Origin of the sequence: Pseudosulfitobacter pseudonitzschiae (genome assembly GCF_900129395.1) — a bacterium.
Taxonomy (GTDB): Bacteria; Pseudomonadota; Alphaproteobacteria; order Rhodobacterales; family Rhodobacteraceae; genus Pseudosulfitobacter; species Pseudosulfitobacter pseudonitzschiae.
Window position 1 is genome coordinate 523,805 of sequence record NZ_FQVP01000004.1, and the last position, 20,338, is coordinate 544,142.

Consider the following 20,338-nt stretch of genomic DNA (forward strand, 5'->3'; position numbering starts at 1 on the left):
CTTCATGCTTTTAGAATCGGCGTATCGCATGCTAGATATGGCGGTATGGCCATAGCAGACAACAATATCAACGATTCACGCCCGGTGATCCGGCAACTGGACGAAGGCGCGATCAACCGCATCGCGGCGGGTGAGGTGGTTGAACGGCCAGCGTCGGCGGTCAAGGAGCTGGTGGAGAACGCGCTGGATGCGGGTGCGCGGCGGGTAACCATCGACATTGCGGACGGCGGCAAGACCTTGATCCGTGTGACCGATGACGGCTGTGGCATTGCCGGGCACGATCTGGCGCTGGCGCTGAGCCGCCACGCCACGTCGAAGATTGACGGGTCGGATCTGTTGAACATCCACACCTTTGGCTTTCGCGGCGAGGCGCTGCCCAGTCTGGGGGCGGTGGGTCGGCTGAGCATTGCCAGCCGGGTGCCGGGGGCCGAGGCGTTCCAGATCAAGGTGGAAGGCGGCGCAATGGGCAAGGTGCGGCCCGTGGCGCTGAACGCGGGCACGGTGGTGACGCTGGGCGATCTGTTTTACGCCACGCCCGCGCGGCTGAAATTCATGCGCACCGACCGCGCCGAGGCGCAGGCGATCACCGACATCATCAAGCGGCTTGCGATGGCCGAACCCTTTGTGCGGTTCGAGCTGCGCGATATTTCCAACGACAGCCCGCGCACGGTGTTCGTGGCCGAGGCGCAGACAGGCGATATGTTCGATGCGCTGCACGGGCGTTTGGCGACGGTGCTGGGGCGCGAGTTTGCAGATAATTCGCTGGCGATTGATGCCGAGCGAGAGGGCTTGCACCTGACCGGCTATGCGGCCCTGCCGACCTATTCGCGGGGTTCTGCGGTGGCGCAATATCTGTTCGTGAACGGGCGGCCCGTGCGCGACAAGCTGTTGGTGGGGGCGCTGCGCGGGGCCTATTTCGATTTCCTTAGCCGCGACCGGCATCCGGCGGCGGCGTTGTTTCTGGATTGTGATCCGACGCTGGTGGACGTGAACGTGCACCCTGCGAAATCCGAGGTGCGTTTTCGCGATCCGGCGCTGGCGCGGGGGCTGATTGTCTCGGCGCTGCGTCATGCGCTGGCGGGGGCGGGGCATCGCGCGTCGTCCACTGTGGCGGGGGGCGTGATCGAGGCGATGCGGCCCGAAGGCGCGGGCGCTGATACGCCGCGTGTCTATCAGATGGACCGCCCCAGCCTTGGGCTGCGCGCTGCACCTTACCAGACGCCGCAACCCAGTGGCTTTGCCGAGATGGCGCGGGACTACAGCGGGCAGGTGGCCGCACCCGAACCCGTGGCCGAAAGCGATCCGCAGGACCTGCCGCTGGGCACCGCGCGGGGCCAGGTGCACGAGAATTACATCATCGCGCAGACCGCCACCGGCATGGTGATCGTGGACCAGCACGCGGCGCACGAACGGCTGGTCTATGAAAAGCTGAAACGCCAGATGGCCGAGAATGGTGTTGCCGCGCAGGCGTTGCTGATCCCCGAGATTGTCGAGCTGAGCAATGGCGATTGCGCCCGCTTGCTGGACTTGGCCGAGGATCTGGCGCGGCTGGGGCTGGGGATCGAAGCCTTTGGCGGTGGGGCCATCGCAGTGCGCGAAACCCCGGCCATCTTGGGCGAGGTCAACGCCGAGGCGATGATCAAGGATATTCTGGACGAGCTGGACGACATGGGCAGCAGCCAGACCGTGCAGGTACGGATCGAGGCGATTCTCAGCCGTGTGGCCTGTCATGGGTCGATCCGCTCGGGGCGCTGGATGCGGGCCGAAGAGATGAACGCGCTGCTGCGCGAGATGGAAGCGACGCCGCATTCGGGGCAGTGCAACCACGGGCGGCCGACCTATGTGGAGCTGAAGCTGGCCGATATCGAACGACTTTTTGGGAGAACTTGAATTGACCTACTATCGCGATATCACAAGACAGAAACCCACTAGAACTATTCCAGGTTGTAAAACAGAGATATGGGAGGGAATAGGCCAGGCTGAGGTGGTACTGAGGCTTCCGAAGGCGCTGTTAGAAGATATCTTGCAAGAAGTCATAACTACTAACGCAAGTCCTCAAGCCAAGTTGAGTTGGGATGGCAAAGAGTACGACGTTGAAATTTTCGGTGCGAGAATGGAAACTTTCGACCACACTGCCGCCGCTGGTAATGAGAAAATAGGGAAGGCGTTGGTAGATTTGCTTGGGATTCGAGATAGTCCGTGATTAATGTCGGCGCTAACTCCTATGCGCTGAGCGATCCGCTGGTGCTGGCCGCTGCGGGGGCAGGCGTTTTGCTGCTGTTGATCGTGGTGTTGCTGATTGCGACGGTGCGGGCGGCGGGGCGCAGTGCGCGGATGGCGATGCCGCTGTCGCAGCAGATGCAGGTGTTGGGGCAGAACGTGCATCAGTTGGGTATGGGGCAGGCGCAGCTTCAGGGTGGTTTGCAGACCGTCAGCGACACGCAGGCGCATGCACAGGCGCAAATGATCCAGACAGTCGAGGTGCGGCTGGCCCATGTGCAACAGCAGATGCAGGACCGGTTGGCCGACAACGCCATGCGCAGCCAGCGTGCGCTGACCGAGATGCAGGAGCGGATGCGCGAGACCCTGCACGGCTCGTCCAAACAGACCACGACCAGCCTGACGCAGTTGCAGGAACGGCTGGCGTCCATCGACAAGGCGCAGGACAATATCACCAAGCTGTCGGGGGACGTGCTGTCCTTGCAGGACATCCTGTCGAACAAGCAGACGCGCGGCGCTTTTGGGGAAATCCAGCTGACCGATATCGTCAGCAAGGCACTGCCGCGCGACAGCTACCAGATGCAGGCGACGCTTTCGAACGGGCGGCGGGCCGATTGTCTGATCCACCTGCCGAACCCGCCCGGTCCCATCGTCATCGACAGCAAATTCCCGCTGGAAGCCTATGAGGCGCTGCGCAAGGCCAAGACCGAGTGGGATCTGAACGAGGCGGCCAAGGCGATGCGCGTGGCGGTCAAGAAACACATCAACGACATTTCCACCAAGTACATCCTGGAAGGCGAAACTGCCGACGGCGCGCTGATGTTCCTGCCCTCCGAGGCCGTTTATGCCGAATTGCACGCGAATTTTCCCGAACTGGTCCGCGCAGGCTTTGACGCGCGGGTGTGGATCGTGTCGCCCACCACCTGCATGGCGACGCTGAACACCATGCGTGCGATCCTGAAGGATGCGCGGATGCGCGAGCAGGCGGGGGCGATCCGCACCACCCTGCGCCAGTTGCACCGTGACGTGGAAATCGTGGTGGAGCGGGTGGACAAGCTGAACCTGCATTTCGGACAGGCCCGCAAGGATCTGGACGGGATCAGCACCGCCGCCGAACGTGCGGGTAAGCGGGCGGCGCGGTTGGACAACTTTGATTTCGAGGAAATCGACGAGACCCCCAGCACAGTCGTGCCGCTGACCACCCCCGAGACATGAACGCAGGCTTGTGGAGCACCGCGGTTTGCGCCATAGGCAGCCATCCCTCAGCCGCGAAAGGCGACCCTCGTGGATTACAAGAAATCAGGCAATGCCAAAGTCGGCAAGAACGCGCCGCGTCACAGCGAACACAACGCCAAGGGCAGTGAAAAGAACCCCTTTGGCAAAGGCACCGACAAGGCCGCGCTGCTGGCCCGTATGAAAGCTGCGGCCGAGGCGAAGAAGAAACAGGGCTGAACGCCCGGGCCCTGACAGGTTTGCAGCCGCATTCACAGTTTTGAAAACGTGAATGGGGGGCGTGCTTGCGCCATCTGACGTTTGTTTTTGCCCGGAACGCGCGTATCACGGTGCCTTGTGCAGGCAGTGTGAGGTGTCGATATGGGCGGACAGATCATATTTCTTCACGGGCCATCCAGCAGTGGTAAGTCAACCACCGCGAAGGCATTGCAAGACGCGATCGAACTGCCGTTCTGGCATATTTCCATCGACCACCTGCGTGACAGCGGTGTGTTGCCCGGCAAGCGTATCAGGTCGCGGGAGTTCCAGTGGTCGCAGATGCGCCACCCGTTTTTTGACGGGTTTCACGCCTCGCTGGTGGCCTATGCCCATGCGGGCAACAATCTGATCGTCGAACATATCCTGGAACAGCCAGAGTGGATTGCCGATCTGAAACGGCTGCTTGGCCCGTTCGATGTGTATTTCGTGGGTCTGCATTGTGATTTGGACGTGCTGAACAGACGTGAAATCGCGCGGGGGCACCGACCGGTGGGCAGCGCCTCGCAGGATTTTCATACTGTTCACGTCGGGCGCACCTATGACATTGAACTGGACGGCACCGCGGATACGGCGCGGAATGTGGCGGCACTTTTGCAGGGCTGGCGGTCAGGCAGGCGTGTGTCGGAGTTCGCCACGTCCGCATCGTGATCAGATGCGGATGAACCGCTGGAATATCTTCAGGAACAGCCCCTTGAACCGCAAGGGCGCATCGGTGACGGCCAGACAGATGCAATCCTCGTGGATGTCGGCGACAGGTGTGTGGTTCACATCCGCGTCGGCGGTTTCCACGTCGCCGCGCGCGAAATAGCCGTCATCGTCCTGAAAGGCGCCTTGCAGCACCAGCGTCATTTCGGTGCCGTTGTGGCCATGGTCGGGCATGGCGACGCCGGCGGGTATGTGCAGCAGACGCGCTGTTGCATCCGCCGAGGTGGGCAGGATCGCCTGCCGCACGCCCATCCCGATGTTGCGCCATTTCACACCGGACAGGTCATCGCCGATATAGTCGCTGAGCGGTGCCGGCACGGTTTTGCTGCGCGTTGACGGTGCACGCTCTGTCAGGCCTGACGGACAATCCTCAAGCCGCTCCATCACGGCGGCAAGGCTGCCTGTGTCCATTGTCGCCAGTGCGTCGTCGTCCGCGCCCAGCATGGCGCCACCGATGCTGTCGAAGCTGGCCAGTTGCGCGCGGCAATCGTCGCACAGCGAAATATGGGTCGCCACGAGGATGTTGAACGCCTCGGGCAATGTTCCTGCCGAATAGCCCATCAGCATCTGGTCCGTGATGTGGTGTTTGATGTCGTTTTTCATGGCTTCTACTTCATTGCGTGGCGCAGTCGATCCAGCGCCAGACGTATTCTTGATTTGATCGTGCCCAGGGGCAGACCGGTCTGAGCGGCGATTTCGCTGTGGGTCAGTTCCCCGAAATACGCCTTTTCCAGCAAGGCGCGTTGTTGCGCCGGCAGCTCCGCGATGGCGCGGGCCAGTGTTTCACTTTCCTGCTGCAGGGCGATCACATCCGCCTGCGCCGGTTCTTCTTCGGGGCCCCATGTCAGCTCTTCCGGCTCGGGGCGGCGCTGCTTGCGCAGCGCGTCGATCTTGCGGTTCCGGGCAATCGTGAAGATCCACGTTGCCACCGATGCCCGCGATGCATCGAATAAATGTGCTTTGGCCCAGACGGTGACCATGACCTCTTGGGCGCACTCCTCAGCCAGGGACGCATCCGCCCCCGACTTGATCAGAAACCCCTTCACCCGCGGTGCGAAGTGGTCGTAAAGCTCGGCAAAGGCTGCACGGTCCCGTGATGTGTGGATGCGTACCATATGGTCCACCCACAAGGATCGTTTCTCGGCCGTTTCGCGCGTGCTCACTTTTGTTGTTCCTGTCGCAGGGGCAAACCCCGTCCCCTTTTCATGTGGGTAAACCCGCAAAGCGGGCGTCTGAGTGTCGTGACCTGCGAACATACCCCTGTTACGCGTCCGATCACCAGTTGGATCACAATTTATTTTTTTGAAGCAATTTGAAACCGAAAGCTGATTTGCCCCGTACGTATGGCATAAGAACAAACACGGCCAAGGAAACAAAAACACAATGCCATTTGAAGCCCCCCGCGCCTACAGCGCCCCCGGCCCCAAGAAAATCGCAGTCATCGGCGCAGGTATTTCAGGGATGGGCGCGGCCCACATGCTGGGTGACCAGCACGCAGTCACCTTGTACGAGGCCGAGCCGGATCTGGGGGGACATGCGCGCACCCGAATGGCGGGCTGCAAGGGTGATACGCCGGTCGACACCGGGTTCATCGTGTTCAACTATGCCAATTATCCGCATCTGGCGGCGCTTTTTGCTGAACTGGAGGTGCCGGTCGTGCCGTCAAACATGAGCTTTGGCGCGTCTATCGGTGGCGGGCGGCTGGAATACGGGCTGGCCAGTCTGGGGGCGCTGTTCGCGCAGCCGCGCAATGCGGTTGATCCACGGTTTCTGGGCATGGTGCGGGATGTGTTCCGGTTCAACAAACGGGCCTTGCGGCTGGCGCAGGCGGACCGGCAGATGACCGTGGGCGCGTTCCTGAAGCTGTTGGGCACGGGCAAATGGTTCCGCGATTACTATCTGTTGCCGCTGTCCGGCGCGATCTGGTCGACGCCCACGGAAAAGATCATGGATTTCCCTGCGCACGCGATGATCCAGTTCTTTGAAAATCACGCCTTGCTGCACCACACCGGCCAGCACCAATGGTACACGGTCGAGGGGGGCAGCCGTTCTTATGTCACCCGGCTTGAGGCCGCATTGCGCCGCAGCGGGGTCAACATTCGGCTGAACTCCCCCGTCCAATCCGTGCGCCGTACAGCAGCGGGTGCGCAGGTGAAGGCATGGGGCGGAGAGTGGGAGACGTTTGACGAGGTTATCTTTGCGACCCATTCTGACGATACGCTGAAACTGCTGGCAGATCCGTCCGAGCAGGAACAGTCGGTGCTGGGCGCTGTGGCCTACCAGCCCAACGACATCGTGCTGCATTCTGATGAGACGATCATGCCACGCCGTCGCCAGACCTGGTCGTCGTGGGTCTATACCGAAGCCGCGGACAGCGCATCCGAGCGGATCGACCTGACCTATTGGATGAATTCGTTGCAGCCGTGGCTGAAAGGGGAACAGTTCTTTGTCACCCTGAACAGCCGCCGCGAGATCAACCCGGACTTGATCTGGGATCAGGTCACCCTGCGCCATCCGGTTTATGATCTGGCAGCACTGGCGGCGCAAAAGCAAGCCGCACAGATGAACGGGACCAACAACACGTGGTTCTGCGGTGCGTGGATGAAGAACGGATTTCACGAAGACGGGCTGTCCTCGGCCTTTGACGTGGCACAGCGGTTGTTGGCTGTGCCGGCCGTGTTGGCGGCGGAATGACATCCGGTATTGATCATATCGCGGCGCAAACCTTTCACGGGCGCAAGGGGGCGATTGAAAACGCCTTTCGCTACTCGGTGGACTATGTGCTGTTGGATGCCGAAGCCCCGGTGAAAGGCCCGTCCCTGTTCACCCGCAACGGGCGCGGGCTGGCGGCGTTGGACGATGTGGACCACGGCGGCGCACCCGGTGACGGGCGCGGCGCGGCGTGGGTGCGCGATGTCCTGCGCCACTGGCAGGTGCCGAACGTGGTCAAGGTCGAACTGTTGGCGCAGCCGAAGCTGCTGGGGCACGTGTTCAATCCGGTCAGCTTCTGGCTCTGTCGCGGGGCCGATGGGGCGCTTTTGGCGGTGATTGCCGAGGTGACCAACACGTTCGGCGACCGCCACAATTATCTGATCCACCACGCCGACCATCGCCCGATCGCGCCCAGCGACCGGATGAAGGCGACCAAGATTTTCCATGTCTCGCCCTTTCAGCCCGTCGAGGGCGGATACGAGTTCCGCTTTGACATCCGCGACGACCGCATCGGGATCTGGATAGACTACAGCCGGGGGCAGGGCGGATTGATCGCCACGTTGACGGGCCGCCGTGCGGGCATGAGCAACGGGTCGATCCTGCGGGCGTTGCTGCGCCGCCCGTTCGGGTCGCGCAGGGTGCTGGCGTTGATTCACTGGCAGGCGCTGAAGCTGTGGGTCAAACAGGCCACCTATCGCGCCCGCCCCGCTCCGCCTGCCAAAGACGTGTCGCGGGGATGAGCCGCGCGCCGCGCCTTCCGGCCTTTGCTGTGTTTGCGGCGCTGCTGGCGGCGGCGGGTCTGCCGATCTATATCCACGCGCCCAAGTTCTATGTCGATGAATACGGCGTGTCGCTGGGCGCGCTGGGGGCCGTGCTGTTCGGCTTGCGGTTGCTGGACGTGGTACAGGACCCGCTGTTCGGCCGGCTGGGCGACCGGCTGCGCGACAGGCGTGGGCTGGCGGTTGCGGTGGCCGCTGCGGTGATGGCGCTGGCGATGGTGGGGCTGTTCGCAGTGCCCCCGGTTGGGCCGCCGCTGCTGTGGTTCGCGGCGATGCTGACGCTGGTGTTCTCTGGCTTCAGCTTTCTCACGATAGTTTTCTATGCCCAGGGGGTTCTGACGGCGGATCGTCTGCAAGGTCAGGGCCACCTGCGGCTGGCCCGCTGGCGCGAGACGGGCGCGTTGCTGGGGGTTTGTGTTGCGGCGATTGCGCCGGTGGGGCTGGGGGTCTGGATGCAGTCGCCTTTTGCCGGATTTGCTGCGGGGTTTGCCGGCCTGGCGCTGCTGGCGGTGATGATGATGCGGCGCGAATGGTCAGGGGTGGGTTTGCCCGCCTCGACCGGATTGGGCGCGGTGTTGCGGGACGGGCTGGCGCGGCGGTTGTTGCTGATCGCCTTGCTGAATGCCGCTCCGGTGGCTGTCACCAGCACGCTGTTTCTGTTCTTTGTCGATGCGCGGCTGGACGAAGGTGGCAAGGAGGGGCCGTTGCTGTTGCTGTTTTTCCTTGCAGCGGCCTGTGCGGCGCCCGTCTGGGGAATTTTGGCCGAACGCCACGGTCCCAAGCCTGTGCTGCTGGCCGCGATGGCATTGTCGATCCTGTCGCTGGGCGGCGCGGTGTTTCTGGGCGCAGGCGACTGGGTGTGGTTTGCGGTGATCTGCCTTGCGTCTGGGGCGGCCCTGGGTGCAGATCTGACATTACTGCCCGCGATTTTTGCCGCGCGCATGGCGCAGATTTCACCGGGGGCAACGGACGGGTTCGGGCTGTGGTCCCTCGTGTCCAAGTTTACGTTGGCCTTTGCCGCAGTCACCCTGTTGCCCGCCTTGCAGTCCGCCGGGTTCGACAGCACCGGGGACAGCCCCGCTTCGGCGCTTACGCTGTTGGCGGTGTTATACGCGCTGGTGCCTTGCGGGTTGAAACTGTTCGCGATGGCATTGCTGATCGCAACACCGATCAGGGAGGCCTTGGCGTGACCGTTGCGCTGATATTGCTTGCCCTGATCCTGGCGTTGGTCTGGGCGCGCCGGCATTGGGGTGGCTTTGCCGCCCAGCGACCCAGCGATTATGCCGGTGCAAATGGTCCTGCCTTTGACCTGCGGACCCATCTGAACGGCCCGATGATCTGCGAGGGTGTGATTTACGGCCCCCTTGGCCGCGTCACCAGCCGCTTTCAAGCCCAGATCCAGGCCACATGGGATGGTGACACCGGCACGATGGAGGAATTTTTCACCTATGACGACGGCACCACCCAGTCCCGCGCCTGGGCACTGAGCTGTCACGCGGACGGTCATCTCAGCGCGACGGCGCAGGATGTGGTGGGCACGGCCCAAGGGATCACCGGCGGCCCGGCCTTGCAGATGCGTTACCGGATCAGATTGCCCGAAGCACAGGGCGGGCATGTTTTGCGCGCCGTGGACTGGATGTATCTGACGCCAAGCGGAACCATCACCAACCGGTCGCGGTTTTACAAACTGGGGATATGCGTGGCCGAACTGGTCGCCACCATCCGGCCCGCAGACGGCGCGGCACAGATCAGACTGACAGGGAGTACGACATGAATTGGCACGGCAAACGTTATTGGCTGGTGGGCGCAAGCGACGGGCTGGGGGCGGCACTGGCCCGCAAGCTGAGCGCGCGCGGGGTCGAGGTGGTCCTGTCCGCCCGCTCCGAGGACAAGCTGCGTGCGCTTGCCGACGATTTGCCGGGAAAAGCGTCCATCCAGACCGTTGATATTGCCGACCACGACAGCGTCAAGGAGGCCGCCAAGGCGGTGGGCCGGATTGACGGGCTGGTGTTGCTGGCGGGGGTCTACTGGCCGTTCGGGGCCAAGGAGTGGGACGCCGATCAGGCGGTTGCCATGGCCGACATCAACTTTACCGGGTTCATGCGTGTTCTGGGGCAGGTGGTGCCCGATTTTGTCGAACGCGACGCGGGGCATATCGTGATTACGTCCAGCCTGACCGGGTTTCGCGGCCTGCCCGGTTCCATCGGTTATACCGCCAGCAAGACGGCGACTATGTCGCTGGCGGAATGTATGCACGCCGATCTGCGCAAGACCGGCGTGTTGGTGCAGGTGTGCAATCCCGGCTTTATCAAGACGCAGCTGACCGACAAGAACGACTTTAAAATGCCGATGATCATGCAGCCCGAAGAGGCCGCACAGCATATGGTCGAGCACATGGAAACAGACCAGTTCAAGACCAGCTTTCCCTGGCTGTTCTCGTTGGTGTTTCGCGGCGCGAATTTCCTGCCGGACTGGCTGTATTACCGGATTTTCAGTTAGGGCAGCATACCCGCTGCACGCACCGCCTTGACCGAGGCGCGCGATTCCATCGCGGCCATGAACGCCGAGATACGCGGATAGTCTGCGGGGTTGACCTCATCGCCCTTCAGCCAGTTGCAGACCACGAACAGGTAGGGATCGGCCAACGACAAGGTATCGCCCATGACAAAGGGGCCTTTGATCGCGTGATCTTCGACATAGCGTGCAGAGGCGGCCATTGTCTGCGGGACCTTGGCTTTCATGTCGTCAAAGCTGGATTGCTGGTCGGCCCAACGGCTGCCGCGCATCTTGTGGGCGTGGTTGATGTGCATGGTTGACGCCAGATAATACATCACGCTGCGCATGTGGGCTGCATCCAGCGGATTGGCGGGCACCAGACCGGCCTGCGGGGCGCTGGCGGCGATGTAGTCCAGCAGCGCGCCGGTTTCGGTCAGCATCTGGCCCTGTACCTCAAGCGTTGGCACGCGGCCTTTGGGGTTCTTGGCCAGATAGGGTTCCTTGGTCTGCTCGGCGTCGGCAAAGCTGATCTTGGTGGTGGTATAGTCCAGCCCCGCCTCTTCCAGCGTGATGGCCACGGCAATCGAGATGGTGCCAGGGGCGTAATACAGATGCATGATCGTGCCTTTCTGAAGGGGTCAAACGTGGGTTTGGGCGTGATGCCGGTCTGGATGCTCCAGATGCGGTACGGCATTGAACAGGACCGGCGACCAGATCCCGCCGACCGGGAACAGCCGGTGCTGCGAGGTGTTCATGATCGCCAGCGCGAGATTGGCCATGGCGCGGATGTCCAACCCCATGTGCTGACGCATCGCCATTGAAATCAGCCCGCCGGAGGTGACCACCAGCGCGGGACCGTCCCCTTCGGCGATCTCGGTCAACGCGTCGCTGACGCGGGTTTCGAATTGTTCAAAGGTCTCGGGCACATTGACGATTTCGCCGTTCTGCCACGCAGCGAATACACGGGGCAGGTGGGCTGTGAATTCGGTCTGCTCGGTGGGGATCGGTATGCCCTGTTCGTCGCGCAGGGCGGCGGCCAGGTTGAAATATTCCAGCTCGTTCAGCCGTGCGTCGCGGATCGGAGTCAGCCCGGTCTCCATCGCGTCGGCGGTCTCGATATGGCGGCGCAATGTGCCGGTATAGAGCCGCATGTGGTGCTGGCCGGTGTCGCGCATATGGGCACCCAGCCAGGTGGCTTGTTGAAAGCCCAAGGGCGACAGACGGTCGTATGATTCTTCGTCGGTGGCACCGGAATTGGCCTGACCGTGGCGGATGAGAGTGATGTGGGACATGACAGCCTTTCGCGCTTTGGTGCTGTTGTAGGCGAGGGGCGCGGGCGTGGAAAGTGTCACGCTGCGCCGTGCACGAAATAACAGGCAGATGAAATATTGCTTGATCTCAAGTTGGGTTGAGGAATTAGACAGGTGATCGTCAGCAGGAGAAGACGATGACCCAAACCACAGAAGCGATTCCCACGCAGGTGCCTGATGCTTATGTGTCATGGCGCGAATTTCTGACCGGCGGACATACGGCATCGCTGTTTCTGGTCAGCCTTGCAGTGATGCTGCACGCCGCCGACAGCCTGATCGTGGCGACCATGCTGCCGTCGATCGTGGCCGACATCAACGGCGCGTCGCTGGTGGGGTTGTCGGTATCGCTTTATGAAATGGGGTCTATCGTGGCGGGCGCGGCCAGCGCGATCCTGACCATGCGCATGGGGTTGCGACACCCGATGGCGCTGGCAGCAGGGATGTTCGGGTTGGGCTGTCTGCTCAGTGCCGTCAGCCCGACGATGGCGCTGTTTCTGGTCGGGCGCACGATGCAAGGGCTGGGCGGCGGCGGTATGGTGGCAATGTGCTTTATCGCCATCAGCGTGTTGTTCCCCCGCCGTTATGCCGCGCGGGCGCTGGCCGTTGTATCGACGATCTGGGGCATTTCATCCTTTTTAGGGCCGCTTTTTGGCGGTGCCTTTGTGGCTTATGCGACCTGGCGCTGGGGGTTTGCATGCTTTGGCGCCGTGGCCTTTGGGCTCGGTGCGTGGATCTTCGTACGCCCGCAGAACGAACCGGCCCCGCAGCAAACCACGGACAGCGTGTTTCCGTTTCGCAGGCTGATGTTGCTGTGTCTCGCCATCCTTTTGATTGCCGCCAGCGGGGTCAGCATCGCACCCCTGCGCAGCGGTATGATGATCCTGTGCGGCATTGCTGCGCTGGTCCTGTTTCTGTGGCTGGACGCGCGTGCGGGCGACAGCCGGATGTTGCCTCGGCGGCCCTTTGATCTGCGCACGCCCATCGGGGCGGCACTGGTGATGATTGTCACGCTGTCCATGGCCACCATCGCGATTGCGGCCTTTGGCCCGTTGCTGATCACCGCGATTCATCACGCGCCCGCGTTGACCGTCGGTTACGTGGTCAGCTGCGGGTCGATCGGTTGGACCCTGGCCGCGATCCTTGTCAGCGGCTTTTCCGAACGGACAGACAGGCTGATGATCGCGCTGGGCATGGGGTTGGTGGCCGCCAGCGTGCCCGGAATGCTTTACGCTGTCCCTTACGGGCCGCTGTGGCTGATCGCGCTCGTTGCCCTGATTGAAGGGATCGGCTTTGGCATGGCGTGGACCTTTGTCTTGCGCCGCACTGAAACATTGGCATCGGCGTCAGAGGTACAGCGCATCGCGGGTGCAATCCCGACGGTGCAGCGTTTGGGTTATGCGCTGGGTGCGGTCTATGTCGGGTTGGTGGCGAATGCGGCAGGCATTCTGACCATGACCACAGGATCAAGCGCAATACAGGTCGCCCAGTGGGTCTATGTCTCGTGCCTGCCGCTGGCCGCACTTGGGATGGTCGCAACGTTGGCCTTTGTGCGCAGATGAACGGAGCGACTTCCATCGGAAACATCAGTGGCGCAAATTCGGGTTCGGGCGTCGGGAATAGGAGTCCCGCAGCCGCGCGCGTCCTGATAGAAGGGGACGAGTGTTCTTGGAGGCAGCAGTGATGTCGGATGTGGTGAAGTTTGTACTGGACGGACAAGAGGTTGAGGCCGAGGCCGGTCTGACCATCTGGGAAGTGGCCAATGGTCGCGGTCTGGTCATTCCGCATCTGTGTCACAAACCCGCGCCCGGCTATCGCCCCGACGGCAATTGTCGTGCTTGCATGGTCGAGATCGAGGGCGAGCGGACACTGGCCGCGTCCTGCATTCGCGAACCCAGCGAGGGTATGGTCGTTACCACCAATTCCGCCCGCGCCGAAACCGCGCGCAAGATGGTGGTCGAAATGCTGGTGACCGACCAGCCGGCGCAGGACGTCGCCCACGACAAATCCGCCCACCTGTGGGACATGGCCGCGCTGAACGGCGTGACCCACAGCCGTTTCCCCAAGCTGGAAGAAGGCCGTATTCCGCTGCTGGACGACAGCCATGTCGCGATGCGCGTGAACCTGGATGCCTGTATCCAATGCGGGCTGTGCGTGCGGGCCTGCCGTGAAGTGCAGGTGAATGACGTGATCGGCATGGCCGGGCGCGGGCACGATGCCTATCCGGTGTTCGACATGGCCGACCCGATGGGGGACAGCACCTGTGTGGCCTGCGGTGAATGTGTGCAGGCCTGTCCGACCGGTGCCCTGATGCCTGCAAGCGTGGTGGACGCGGATCAGGTGGGCGACAGCGCCGATTTTGAGTCCGAGGTCGACAGCATCTGTCCCTTCTGCGGCGTCGGCTGCCAGATCAGCCTGAAGGTCAAGGACGGCAAGGTGAAATACGTCGAGGGCATCAATGGCCCCGCGAACGAGGGCCGCCTGTGCGTCAAGGGGCGTTTTGGCTTTGACTATATCCACCACGACCACCGCCTGACCAAACCGCTGATCCGCCGCGACCACGCACCCGCCAAGGGGCTGAACGTGGACCCGGACAACTGGCAGACCCATTTCCGCGAGGCGTCATGGGACGAGGCGCTGGATTTTGCCGCTGCCGGCATGAAGGGGCGGGGCCGTGAGGTGGCAGGCTTTGGCAGTGCGAAATGCACCAATGAAGAGGCGTACCTGTTCCAGAAGATGATCCGTCAGGGGTTTGGCCACAACAACGTCGATCACTGCACGCGGCTGTGCCATGCGTCGTCGGTGGCGGCGTTGATGGAGAATGTCGGCTCTGGCGCGGTGACCGCCACGTTCAACGAGATCGAGAACGCCGATGTGGCCATCGTGATCGGGGCCAACCCGATTGAAAACCACCCCGTTGCGGCGACCTATTTCAAACAGTTCACCAAACGTGGCGGCAAGCTGATCGTGATGGACCCGCGCGGGCAGGCGTTGAAACGCTTTGCCAGCCACATGCTGCAATTCCGTCCGGGTGCAGACGTGTCGATGTTGAACGCAATCATGCACACGATTGTCGAGGAAGGGCTGTACGACCAGCAATACATCGACGCCTACACCGAGAACTGGGAGGCCGAGAAGGCGCATCTGAAGGATTTCAGCCCCGAGAAGATGGCGCCCATGTGCGGTATCGACGCCGAGGTGCTGCGCGATGTGGCGCGGACCTTTGCCGGGGCCAAGGCCGCGATGATCTTCTGGGGCATGGGCGTGTCGCAACACATCCATGGCACCGACAACAGCCGTTGCCTGATCTCGCTGGCGCTGATGACGGGACAGGTGGGGCGTCCCGGTTCGGGTCTGCACCCGCTGCGGGGCCAGAACAACGTGCAGGGCGCGTCCGATGCCGGGCTGATCCCGATGTTCCTGCCCGACTATCAGGACGTCACCGACGAAGGCGTGCGCCGTGCCTTTACCGAGGTTTGGGGCACCGAGGACTTTTCAGCCGAAAAGGGCCTGACCGTGACCGAGATCATGGACGCGGTGCACGCGGGCGACATCAAGGCGATGTACGTGCTGGGCGAAAACCCCGCCATGTCCGACCCCGACGTAGAGCACGCCCGCGACGCGCTGGCCAAGCTGGATCATCTGGTGGTGCAGGACATTTTCATCACCGAAACCGCGAACTATGCCGATGTGATCCTGCCCGCATCGGCCTTTGCCGAGAAATCGGGGACGGTGACCAACACCAACCGCCAGGTCCAGATGGGCCGCGCGGCTGTCGCGCCGCCGGGCGAGGCGCGCGAGGACTGGTGGATCGAGGTCGAACTGGCCAAGCGGCTGGGGCTGGGCTGGACCTATACCGGACCGGCGGACGTGTTTGCCGAAATGGCGCTGAACATGCCGTCGCTGGACAATATCACCTGGGACCGGCTTGAGACGCAGAACGTCGTGACCTATCCGTCGCTGTCACCCGAAGACCCCGGGCAGTCCATCGTTTTTGGTGATGGGTTCCCACGGGCCGAGGGGCGGGCGAAATTCACCCCTGCGGCGGTGATCGCGCCCGATGATGTGCCTGATGCCGAATACCCGATGATCCTGACCACGGGGCGGCAGTTGGAACATTGGCACACAGGGTCGATGACCCGCCGCGCCACGGTTCTGGACGGGCTTGAGCCGGAAGCGAACTGTTCCCTGCACCCGTCTACCCTGCGCAAGCTGGGTGTGGCGGCGGGCGGGCACGTGCGCCTGACCACCAAACGTGGCAGCATCACCGTGATGGCCCGCGAGGATCGTGCAGTTGCCCCGGATATGGTGTTCCTGCCCTTTGCCTATGTCGAGGCGGCGGCGAACATTCTGACCAATCCGGCGGTGGACCCCTATGGCAAAATCCCCGAGTTCAAATTCTCGGCGGTAAGGGTCGAGGCGGCCGATACGACGGTGGCCGCCGAATAGGCGGCTGCGGTACAGGTGGGATCAGGCATATTTGTCGATCAGGTAAAGCGCGACCATAACGACAGCGGTTAAAGCGAAAATGCCCAGCTTGCGGAATTCCAGGCTGGTGGTCAGCTTGGCCGTTGTTGCGGGAAAGGCCCAGTGCGCCAGCCGTATCGCGGGGCGGTTCAGCCTTAGGAGGCTGGCCAGTTTTACGATGATCGCCGCACCCAGCATGGTCAGCCATCGGACAAACATGAAAAGAACAGCGAGCGCGACAGAAACGACAATGTAGTCATCAGCCCCTTTCATTTCCTGGATTGAAATGGTCAGCAGGAACAGCACAGCGAAAACGCTGATCTTATGCCAGACATACGATTGCTTGTCTTTCGCGCGCGTTGCGATGCGCGGTTTGCTAGACTGCGGGACAGACCGCGCATGGCCATACATCAGCAGTTGATAGTCCCGCCGCCAGCCCAGCCGTTTGCTGGCGCCGACACCGTCGGTGGCCCATTGGAAATGGGTTTCGATGACTCGGGCCATGTCGACGGGATAGCCGGTCTCGGGGTCGTTCAATCGGGTTTGCAGCGTGTCATAAAGTTGCGCTTCAAGAGAGCGGCGTAGTGTCAGGTCATGGGCCATGTCCAAGGACAGCAGCGCGTCCAGAGCTTTGGTATCCCAGTGCATGCTGCGCAGCGCGTCATTGAATTTTGTCTGGAATATCGACTGTGCTCTGTCGGGGTCTTCTTGGGCCAAAGCGTCGAGCTGGCCAATGCCCACGCCCCAGGGTTGCGCGGGTTTGGGGGCGGGCGCCTTGGGTGGTTCGGGCGTGTCCGCAAACAGCTCTTCGACAAAGGGTTGGTGTCCTGCATCGTCGGTCTGTGGTGGTTGCGGTTGTGCTGGCTCAGCCGCCGGCGTGTGCTCAATCGGTGCTTCGGGCAGCGGGTCTGGGGCGCGCTGGGGTTCGCGCAACGTAATCGGCGCGGCGTCGTCCTGGCCTGTGCGCCCCTCTGCAATGTCGGCCATGCGCGGGCGCTTTGGCGCGGCCTTTTCCTTCAATGCCCCGTTCTTGGCCGCCGCAAAGGCATCGCGCAGGGCGCCAAAAGCTGCGGGATCGTTGCGGTCGATCTGTTTCAGCCGTGCGGCATAGGCGCGTTTGACCTCGCGTTCGGTCGCGCGTTTCGCAAGGCCCAGTTCGGACCAAGGCCACTTAGGAGACATAGTAGTCGTCGATCCGGTCCAGCGTTTCGCCCATGTCGCCGCGCATTCGCGAAATCTCGGCGGGGTCCTGCCCTTCGAGCGCGCCTTCGAACTCCATCAGCATGCCTTGCAGCAGATGCCGGTCGTCGCCGCTGGCCATTTCGTACAGCCGCCGGATGCGAGCCAGAAAAGCGGTGTTTTCCTCGTCTTCGCGCGGGTGCATCTTGAATGCCTGCATCTGTTTCAGGCGTTTGGCGATCTCCGCCTCGGTCAGGTTGGATACGTTGTCGCGGATCACCAGGCCCGCCTTTTTGCCATCGGTGATTGACGTGGCTTCAACCTCGATCAGGCCCGATGGGTCATAGGTGATGCGCACGAACATCCCCTCGTGCCCGGCCTTGCCCTTGGGCACGTCCAGCAGAAACTGGCCCAGATGCACGTTGTCGCTGACCTTGGGGGCTTCGCCCTGATAGATATCGACGCGCAGCTGGGTCTGGTTGTCGTCCATCGTGCCAAAGCTGTCTTGCCGCGACGCGGGTAGCGGCGTGTTGCGTTCGATGATGGGCTGGAAAAACCCGCCGATGACGGTGCCGTTCTTCAGCTTGGTTGCGGTTTCAATGCCGACGGAAAAGGGCGATACATCGGTCATCACCACATCGTCCAGCGCGCGGTCCTCGGCGACGAGGGCGGCCTGCACCGCAGCGCCAAGGGCTACGGCGTGATCCGGGTCGATGGTCATCTCGGGCAGCCGTTTGAACTGGCGCGCGACCATCTGGCGGATCATCGGCATACGGGTGGCACCACCGACCAGGATCACCCGGTCCAGCGCGTCGGTGTCCAGCCCGGTGTCGTAGAAACACCGCTCGATCGGGCGGTGCAGACGTTTGATCAACGCGGCACAGGCCTGTTCAAAATCCGCGCGGGTCAGCGTCAAGGTGTGGTGCGCGCCGTCCAGTTTCAGCCGCGCTTCGAAATCATCCTTGCCGCTCAGGTGACGCTTGGCCACATCGGCTTGCAGGCGCAACTGGTGCTGGGCGTCCTTGGCCAGCTTGGCCCAGGGGGTTCCGATCTTGTCGGCCATAGCCTTGGCCAAGGCTTCCGAGAAATCCTCGCCCCCCAGAAAGGCGTCGCCGGAGGAGGCTTTGACCTCCATCACGCCGTCGAAATGCTCCAGCACGGTCACGTCAAAGGTTCCGCCGCCAAGGTCGAAGACCAGAAACTGGCTTTCGCCGTCGCGGTCCTGCAAGCCGTAGGCCAGCGCCGCCGCCGTGGGTTCGTTGACCAGCCGTACCGCGTTCAGGCCGGCCATGGCGCAGGCGGCGATGGTGGCCTGACGCTGGCCCTGATTGAAATAGGCAGGCACGGACACGACCACATCGCGGATGGTCTGGCCCAAGGCCGCCTCGGCGTCGTCCTTGAGCTTGCGCAGCACCAGCGAGGACAGTTCTTCGGCGCGCAATTTCTTGCGGCCCAGTTGAAATGTCGTGTCTGTTCCCATGGCGCGTTTGAACGCAGCGGCGGTGTCCTTGGGGTGGGTGGTCTGGCGGTCGCGCGCGGCCTCGCCCACCAGCACCTTGTCCCCGTCCAGTGAGACCACGGAGGGTGTCAGCAGATGCCCCAGCGCATTTGTCAACAGTCGCGGCGCGCCGTCTTCGAATACGCAGATCAGGGAATTGGTGGTGCCAAGATCAATACCGATGATGGGCTGGGCCATGGACTTGTTACCTTGTGGCAGGGCATGTTGCCCACGTTATTTCGTGGGCAAGGGCGGTGGTCAACCGCGAGGGGATGAATATGCAGGTAGACAGTCAGCGGTTTCTGAAGGATTTGCATCGATTGCGCCGCTTTGGCGCGCAGGGACCGGGCGTGGTGCGCCCTGCCTATTCCGAACCGGATGTGGCGGCGCGTGCATGGTTGGCGGATCAGATGCGCGATGCAGGCTTGCGGGTCGAGGTGGATGCGATGGGCAATCTGTTCGGGCTGGCGGATGGGCCGTCGATCCTGCTGGGATCGCACAGCGACAGCCAGCCGACGGGCGGATGGCTGGACGGCGCGCTGGGTGTGATCGCGGCGCTGGAGATTGCACGCGCGGCGGGTGGCGGAGTGTCCGTGGTGTCGTTTCAGGACGAAGAGGGCCGGTTCGGCGTGACCACCGGCAGTGCTGTGTGGTCGGGCAACCTCGCACAGGACAAGGCGGACGGGCTGGAGGATCACGCAGGCCAATCGCTGGCCGAGGCGCGGCGGGCCATGGCAGACATGGTCACCGGCCCCGTCGATCCGGCGCAGTTCACCGGCTATATCGAAATGCATATCGAGCAAGGGCCGTATCTGGAGGCCAACAACGAACAGATCGGTGTGGTCGAACATATTGTGGGGATACGCGATATGGTCATCACGATGGTCGGCCAGCAGAACCATGCGGGCACCATGCCCATGCACCTGCGTCAGGATGCGTTCCAGGCGCTGAGTGCGTTCAACACGGCGCTGAACGACCGGCTGCGCAATGTGGTGACGCCCAGCACCGTGTGGACCATAGGCCATGTGTCGCTGTCACCCAATGCGTCGTCGATTGTGCCCGGACAGGTGCGGTTTTCGATGCAGTGGCGCGACGGCGAAGGCGACAGGCTGGTGCGGATGGAAAAGATCATTCGCGACCTGGCCGAGGAGATCGCGGCAGAGCGGAACATGACGCTGTCGTTCGGGCCGATGCTGGGGCTGGAGCCGGTGCAGATGGACGCGCGCCTGCGTGGCGCGCTGGAGGGGGCCGCCGAAGTGGAGGCGCCGGGCAAGTGGCGCGTCATGCCCTCGGGGGCGCTGCATGATGCGACCAACCTGTCACGGCTGATGCCGGTGGCGATGCTGTTCGTGCCGTCAATTGGCGGGATCAGCCATGCCTTCGAGGAAGACACGGCCGAGGAGGATCTGGTGGCGGGTCTGCGCGTGATGGCGCGGGCGGTGGATCAGCTGCGGGTGGGTTAAGGGGCGCTGCCCCTCGGCCTG

19 protein-coding genes are annotated in these 20,338 nt (G+C 62.6%); 13 read left to right on the plus strand and 6 right to left on the minus strand.

Annotated features, from left to right (window positions below):
* Window positions 1-45 precede the first annotated feature (45 nt).
* The 5 genes from mutL (at window position 46) to BUC08_RS14310 (ending at window position 4,359) form a co-directional block, all read left to right on the plus strand.
* Window positions 46-1,890, plus strand: a complete 1,845-nt coding sequence (gene mutL, locus BUC08_RS14295) for a DNA mismatch repair endonuclease MutL (RefSeq protein WP_037923248.1) — start codon at window positions 46-48, stop codon at window positions 1,888-1,890.
* A 1-nt stretch (window position 1,891) separates the two neighbouring features.
* Complete coding sequence (locus BUC08_RS14300; protein WP_143186746.1) at window positions 1,892-2,203, plus strand: hypothetical protein; 312 nt, start codon at window positions 1,892-1,894, stop codon at window positions 2,201-2,203.
* A complete protein-coding gene (locus BUC08_RS14305; protein ID WP_037923253.1) occupies window positions 2,200-3,435 on the plus strand; it encodes a DNA recombination protein RmuC in 1,236 nt (411 codons plus the stop codon). The genes BUC08_RS14300 and BUC08_RS14305 overlap by 4 nt, the downstream gene beginning before the upstream one ends.
* Before the next feature lie 69 nt (window positions 3,436-3,504).
* On the plus strand, window positions 3,505-3,672 hold the full coding sequence (locus tag BUC08_RS24800) for a hypothetical protein (protein WP_037923254.1): 168 nt from the start codon (window positions 3,505-3,507) through the stop codon (window positions 3,670-3,672).
* A 141-nt stretch (window positions 3,673-3,813) separates the two neighbouring features.
* Window positions 3,814-4,359, plus strand: a complete 546-nt coding sequence (locus BUC08_RS14310) for a chloramphenicol phosphotransferase CPT family protein (RefSeq protein ID WP_037923255.1) — start codon at window positions 3,814-3,816, stop codon at window positions 4,357-4,359.
* Here the strand turns inward: BUC08_RS14310 and BUC08_RS14315 are convergent, their stop codons facing one another.
* Together BUC08_RS14315 and BUC08_RS14320 are read right to left on the minus strand one after the other, a co-directional pair.
* Window positions 4,360-5,019, minus strand: a complete 660-nt coding sequence (locus BUC08_RS14315) for a ChrR family anti-sigma-E factor (RefSeq protein WP_037923257.1) — start codon at window positions 5,017-5,019, stop codon at window positions 4,360-4,362. It lies immediately after the preceding gene.
* Window positions 5,020-5,024: 5 nt separating this feature from the next.
* Window positions 5,025-5,531: a sigma-70 family RNA polymerase sigma factor gene (locus tag BUC08_RS14320; RefSeq protein WP_051694060.1), complete on the minus strand. Its 507-nt coding sequence runs from the start codon at window positions 5,529-5,531 to the stop codon at window positions 5,025-5,027.
* A gap of 268 nt (window positions 5,532-5,799) precedes the next feature.
* Here BUC08_RS14320 and BUC08_RS14325 point away from each other — a divergent pair, with 268 nt between their 5' ends.
* The 5 genes from BUC08_RS14325 to BUC08_RS14345 are packed head-to-tail and all read left to right on the plus strand — an operon-like array spanning window position 5,800 to window position 10,406.
* The gene (locus BUC08_RS14325) at window positions 5,800-7,110 is read left to right on the plus strand and encodes an NAD(P)/FAD-dependent oxidoreductase (protein ID WP_037923260.1); all 1,311 of its coding nucleotides are present in this window, start codon (window positions 5,800-5,802) and stop codon (window positions 7,108-7,110) included.
* The gene (locus BUC08_RS14330) at window positions 7,107-7,868 is read left to right on the plus strand and encodes a DUF1365 domain-containing protein (RefSeq protein ID WP_037923263.1); all 762 of its coding nucleotides are present in this window, start codon (window positions 7,107-7,109) and stop codon (window positions 7,866-7,868) included. Before BUC08_RS14325 ends, BUC08_RS14330 begins: the two co-directional genes overlap by 4 nt.
* Window positions 7,865-9,097: an MFS transporter gene (locus BUC08_RS14335; RefSeq protein ID WP_037923265.1), complete on the plus strand. Its 1,233-nt coding sequence runs from the start codon at window positions 7,865-7,867 to the stop codon at window positions 9,095-9,097. Before BUC08_RS14330 ends, BUC08_RS14335 begins: the two co-directional genes overlap by 4 nt.
* Complete coding sequence (locus BUC08_RS14340; RefSeq protein WP_037923267.1) at window positions 9,094-9,681, plus strand: DUF3833 family protein; 588 nt, start codon at window positions 9,094-9,096, stop codon at window positions 9,679-9,681. The genes BUC08_RS14335 and BUC08_RS14340 overlap by 4 nt, the downstream gene beginning before the upstream one ends.
* Window positions 9,678-10,406 (plus strand): SDR family NAD(P)-dependent oxidoreductase, encoded by a 729-nt coding sequence (locus tag BUC08_RS14345; RefSeq protein ID WP_037923269.1) that lies wholly within the window; start codon window positions 9,678-9,680, stop codon window positions 10,404-10,406. Before BUC08_RS14340 ends, BUC08_RS14345 begins: the two co-directional genes overlap by 4 nt.
* On the opposite strand, the gene BUC08_RS14350 is transcribed toward BUC08_RS14345, so the two are convergent.
* Both BUC08_RS14350 and BUC08_RS14355 read right to left on the minus strand, forming a co-directional pair.
* Window positions 10,403-11,020, minus strand: a complete 618-nt coding sequence (locus tag BUC08_RS14350) for a glutathione S-transferase family protein (protein WP_037923272.1) — start codon at window positions 11,018-11,020, stop codon at window positions 10,403-10,405. The genes BUC08_RS14345 and BUC08_RS14350 overlap by 4 nt on opposite strands.
* A 21-nt stretch (window positions 11,021-11,041) precedes the next feature.
* Window positions 11,042-11,695 carry a histidine phosphatase family protein gene (locus BUC08_RS14355; RefSeq protein WP_037923274.1) on the minus strand — a complete coding sequence of 218 codons (654 nt, stop codon included), beginning with the start codon at window positions 11,693-11,695 and terminating at the stop codon, window positions 11,042-11,044.
* 155 nt (window positions 11,696-11,850) lie between these two features.
* Between BUC08_RS14355 and BUC08_RS14360 the strand changes: the two genes are divergently transcribed.
* Both BUC08_RS14360 and fdhF read left to right on the plus strand, forming a co-directional pair.
* A complete protein-coding gene (locus tag BUC08_RS14360) occupies window positions 11,851-13,272 on the plus strand; it encodes an MFS transporter (protein ID WP_051694027.1) in 1,422 nt (473 codons plus the stop codon).
* A gap of 121 nt (window positions 13,273-13,393) precedes the next feature.
* Window positions 13,394-16,159 (plus strand): formate dehydrogenase subunit alpha, encoded by a 2,766-nt coding sequence (gene fdhF / locus BUC08_RS14365; protein WP_037923277.1) that lies wholly within the window; start codon window positions 13,394-13,396, stop codon window positions 16,157-16,159.
* A 21-nt stretch (window positions 16,160-16,180) separates the two neighbouring features.
* On the opposite strand, the gene BUC08_RS14370 is transcribed toward fdhF, so the two are convergent.
* Entirely contained in the window at window positions 16,181-17,359 is a 1,179-nt protein-coding gene (locus BUC08_RS14370) for a hypothetical protein (RefSeq protein WP_037923279.1), read from the minus strand.
* Window positions 17,349-19,052: an Hsp70 family protein gene (locus BUC08_RS14375; protein ID WP_037923281.1), complete on the minus strand. Its 1,704-nt coding sequence runs from the start codon at window positions 19,050-19,052 to the stop codon at window positions 17,349-17,351. Before BUC08_RS14375 ends, BUC08_RS14370 begins: the two co-directional genes overlap by 11 nt.
* Window positions 19,053-19,132: 80 nt before the next feature.
* On the opposite strand from BUC08_RS14375, the gene BUC08_RS14380 reads away from it, so the two are divergent.
* Entirely contained in the window at window positions 19,133-20,317 is a 1,185-nt protein-coding gene (locus BUC08_RS14380) for a hydantoinase/carbamoylase family amidase (RefSeq protein WP_037923527.1), read from the plus strand.
* Window positions 20,318-20,338 lie beyond the last annotated feature (21 nt).

Excerpts from the sequence above, each read along its gene's own strand:
- mutL (WP_037923248.1), top strand. The coding sequence starts at position 46 with ATGGCCATAGCAGACAACAATATCAACGATTCACGCCCGGTGATCCGG.
- BUC08_RS14310 (WP_037923255.1), top strand. The coding sequence starts at position 3,814 with ATGGGCGGACAGATCATATTTCTTCACGGGCCATCCAGCAGTGGTAAG.
- BUC08_RS14315 (WP_037923257.1), bottom strand. The coding sequence starts at position 5,019 with ATGAAAAACGACATCAAACACCACATCACGGACCAGATGCTGATGGGC.
- BUC08_RS14320 (WP_051694060.1), bottom strand. The coding sequence starts at position 5,531 with ATGGTACGCATCCACACATCACGGGACCGTGCAGCCTTTGCCGAGCTT.
- BUC08_RS14325 (WP_037923260.1), top strand. The coding sequence starts at position 5,800 with ATGCCATTTGAAGCCCCCCGCGCCTACAGCGCCCCCGGCCCCAAGAAA.
- BUC08_RS14330 (WP_037923263.1), top strand. The coding sequence starts at position 7,107 with ATGACATCCGGTATTGATCATATCGCGGCGCAAACCTTTCACGGGCGC.
- BUC08_RS14335 (WP_037923265.1), top strand. The coding sequence starts at position 7,865 with ATGAGCCGCGCGCCGCGCCTTCCGGCCTTTGCTGTGTTTGCGGCGCTG.
- BUC08_RS14345 (WP_037923269.1), top strand. The coding sequence starts at position 9,678 with ATGAATTGGCACGGCAAACGTTATTGGCTGGTGGGCGCAAGCGACGGG.
- BUC08_RS14350 (WP_037923272.1), bottom strand. The coding sequence starts at position 11,020 with ATGCATCTGTATTACGCCCCTGGCACCATCTCGATTGCCGTGGCCATC.
- BUC08_RS14355 (WP_037923274.1), bottom strand. The coding sequence starts at position 11,695 with ATGTCCCACATCACTCTCATCCGCCACGGTCAGGCCAATTCCGGTGCC.
- BUC08_RS14360 (WP_051694027.1), top strand. The coding sequence starts at position 11,851 with ATGACCCAAACCACAGAAGCGATTCCCACGCAGGTGCCTGATGCTTAT.
- fdhF (WP_037923277.1), top strand. The coding sequence starts at position 13,394 with ATGTCGGATGTGGTGAAGTTTGTACTGGACGGACAAGAGGTTGAGGCC.
- BUC08_RS14370 (WP_037923279.1), bottom strand. The coding sequence starts at position 17,359 with ATGTCTCCTAAGTGGCCTTGGTCCGAACTGGGCCTTGCGAAACGCGCG.
- BUC08_RS14375 (WP_037923281.1), bottom strand. The coding sequence starts at position 19,052 with ATGGCCCAGCCCATCATCGGTATTGATCTTGGCACCACCAATTCCCTG.
- BUC08_RS14380 (WP_037923527.1), top strand. The coding sequence starts at position 19,133 with ATGCAGGTAGACAGTCAGCGGTTTCTGAAGGATTTGCATCGATTGCGC.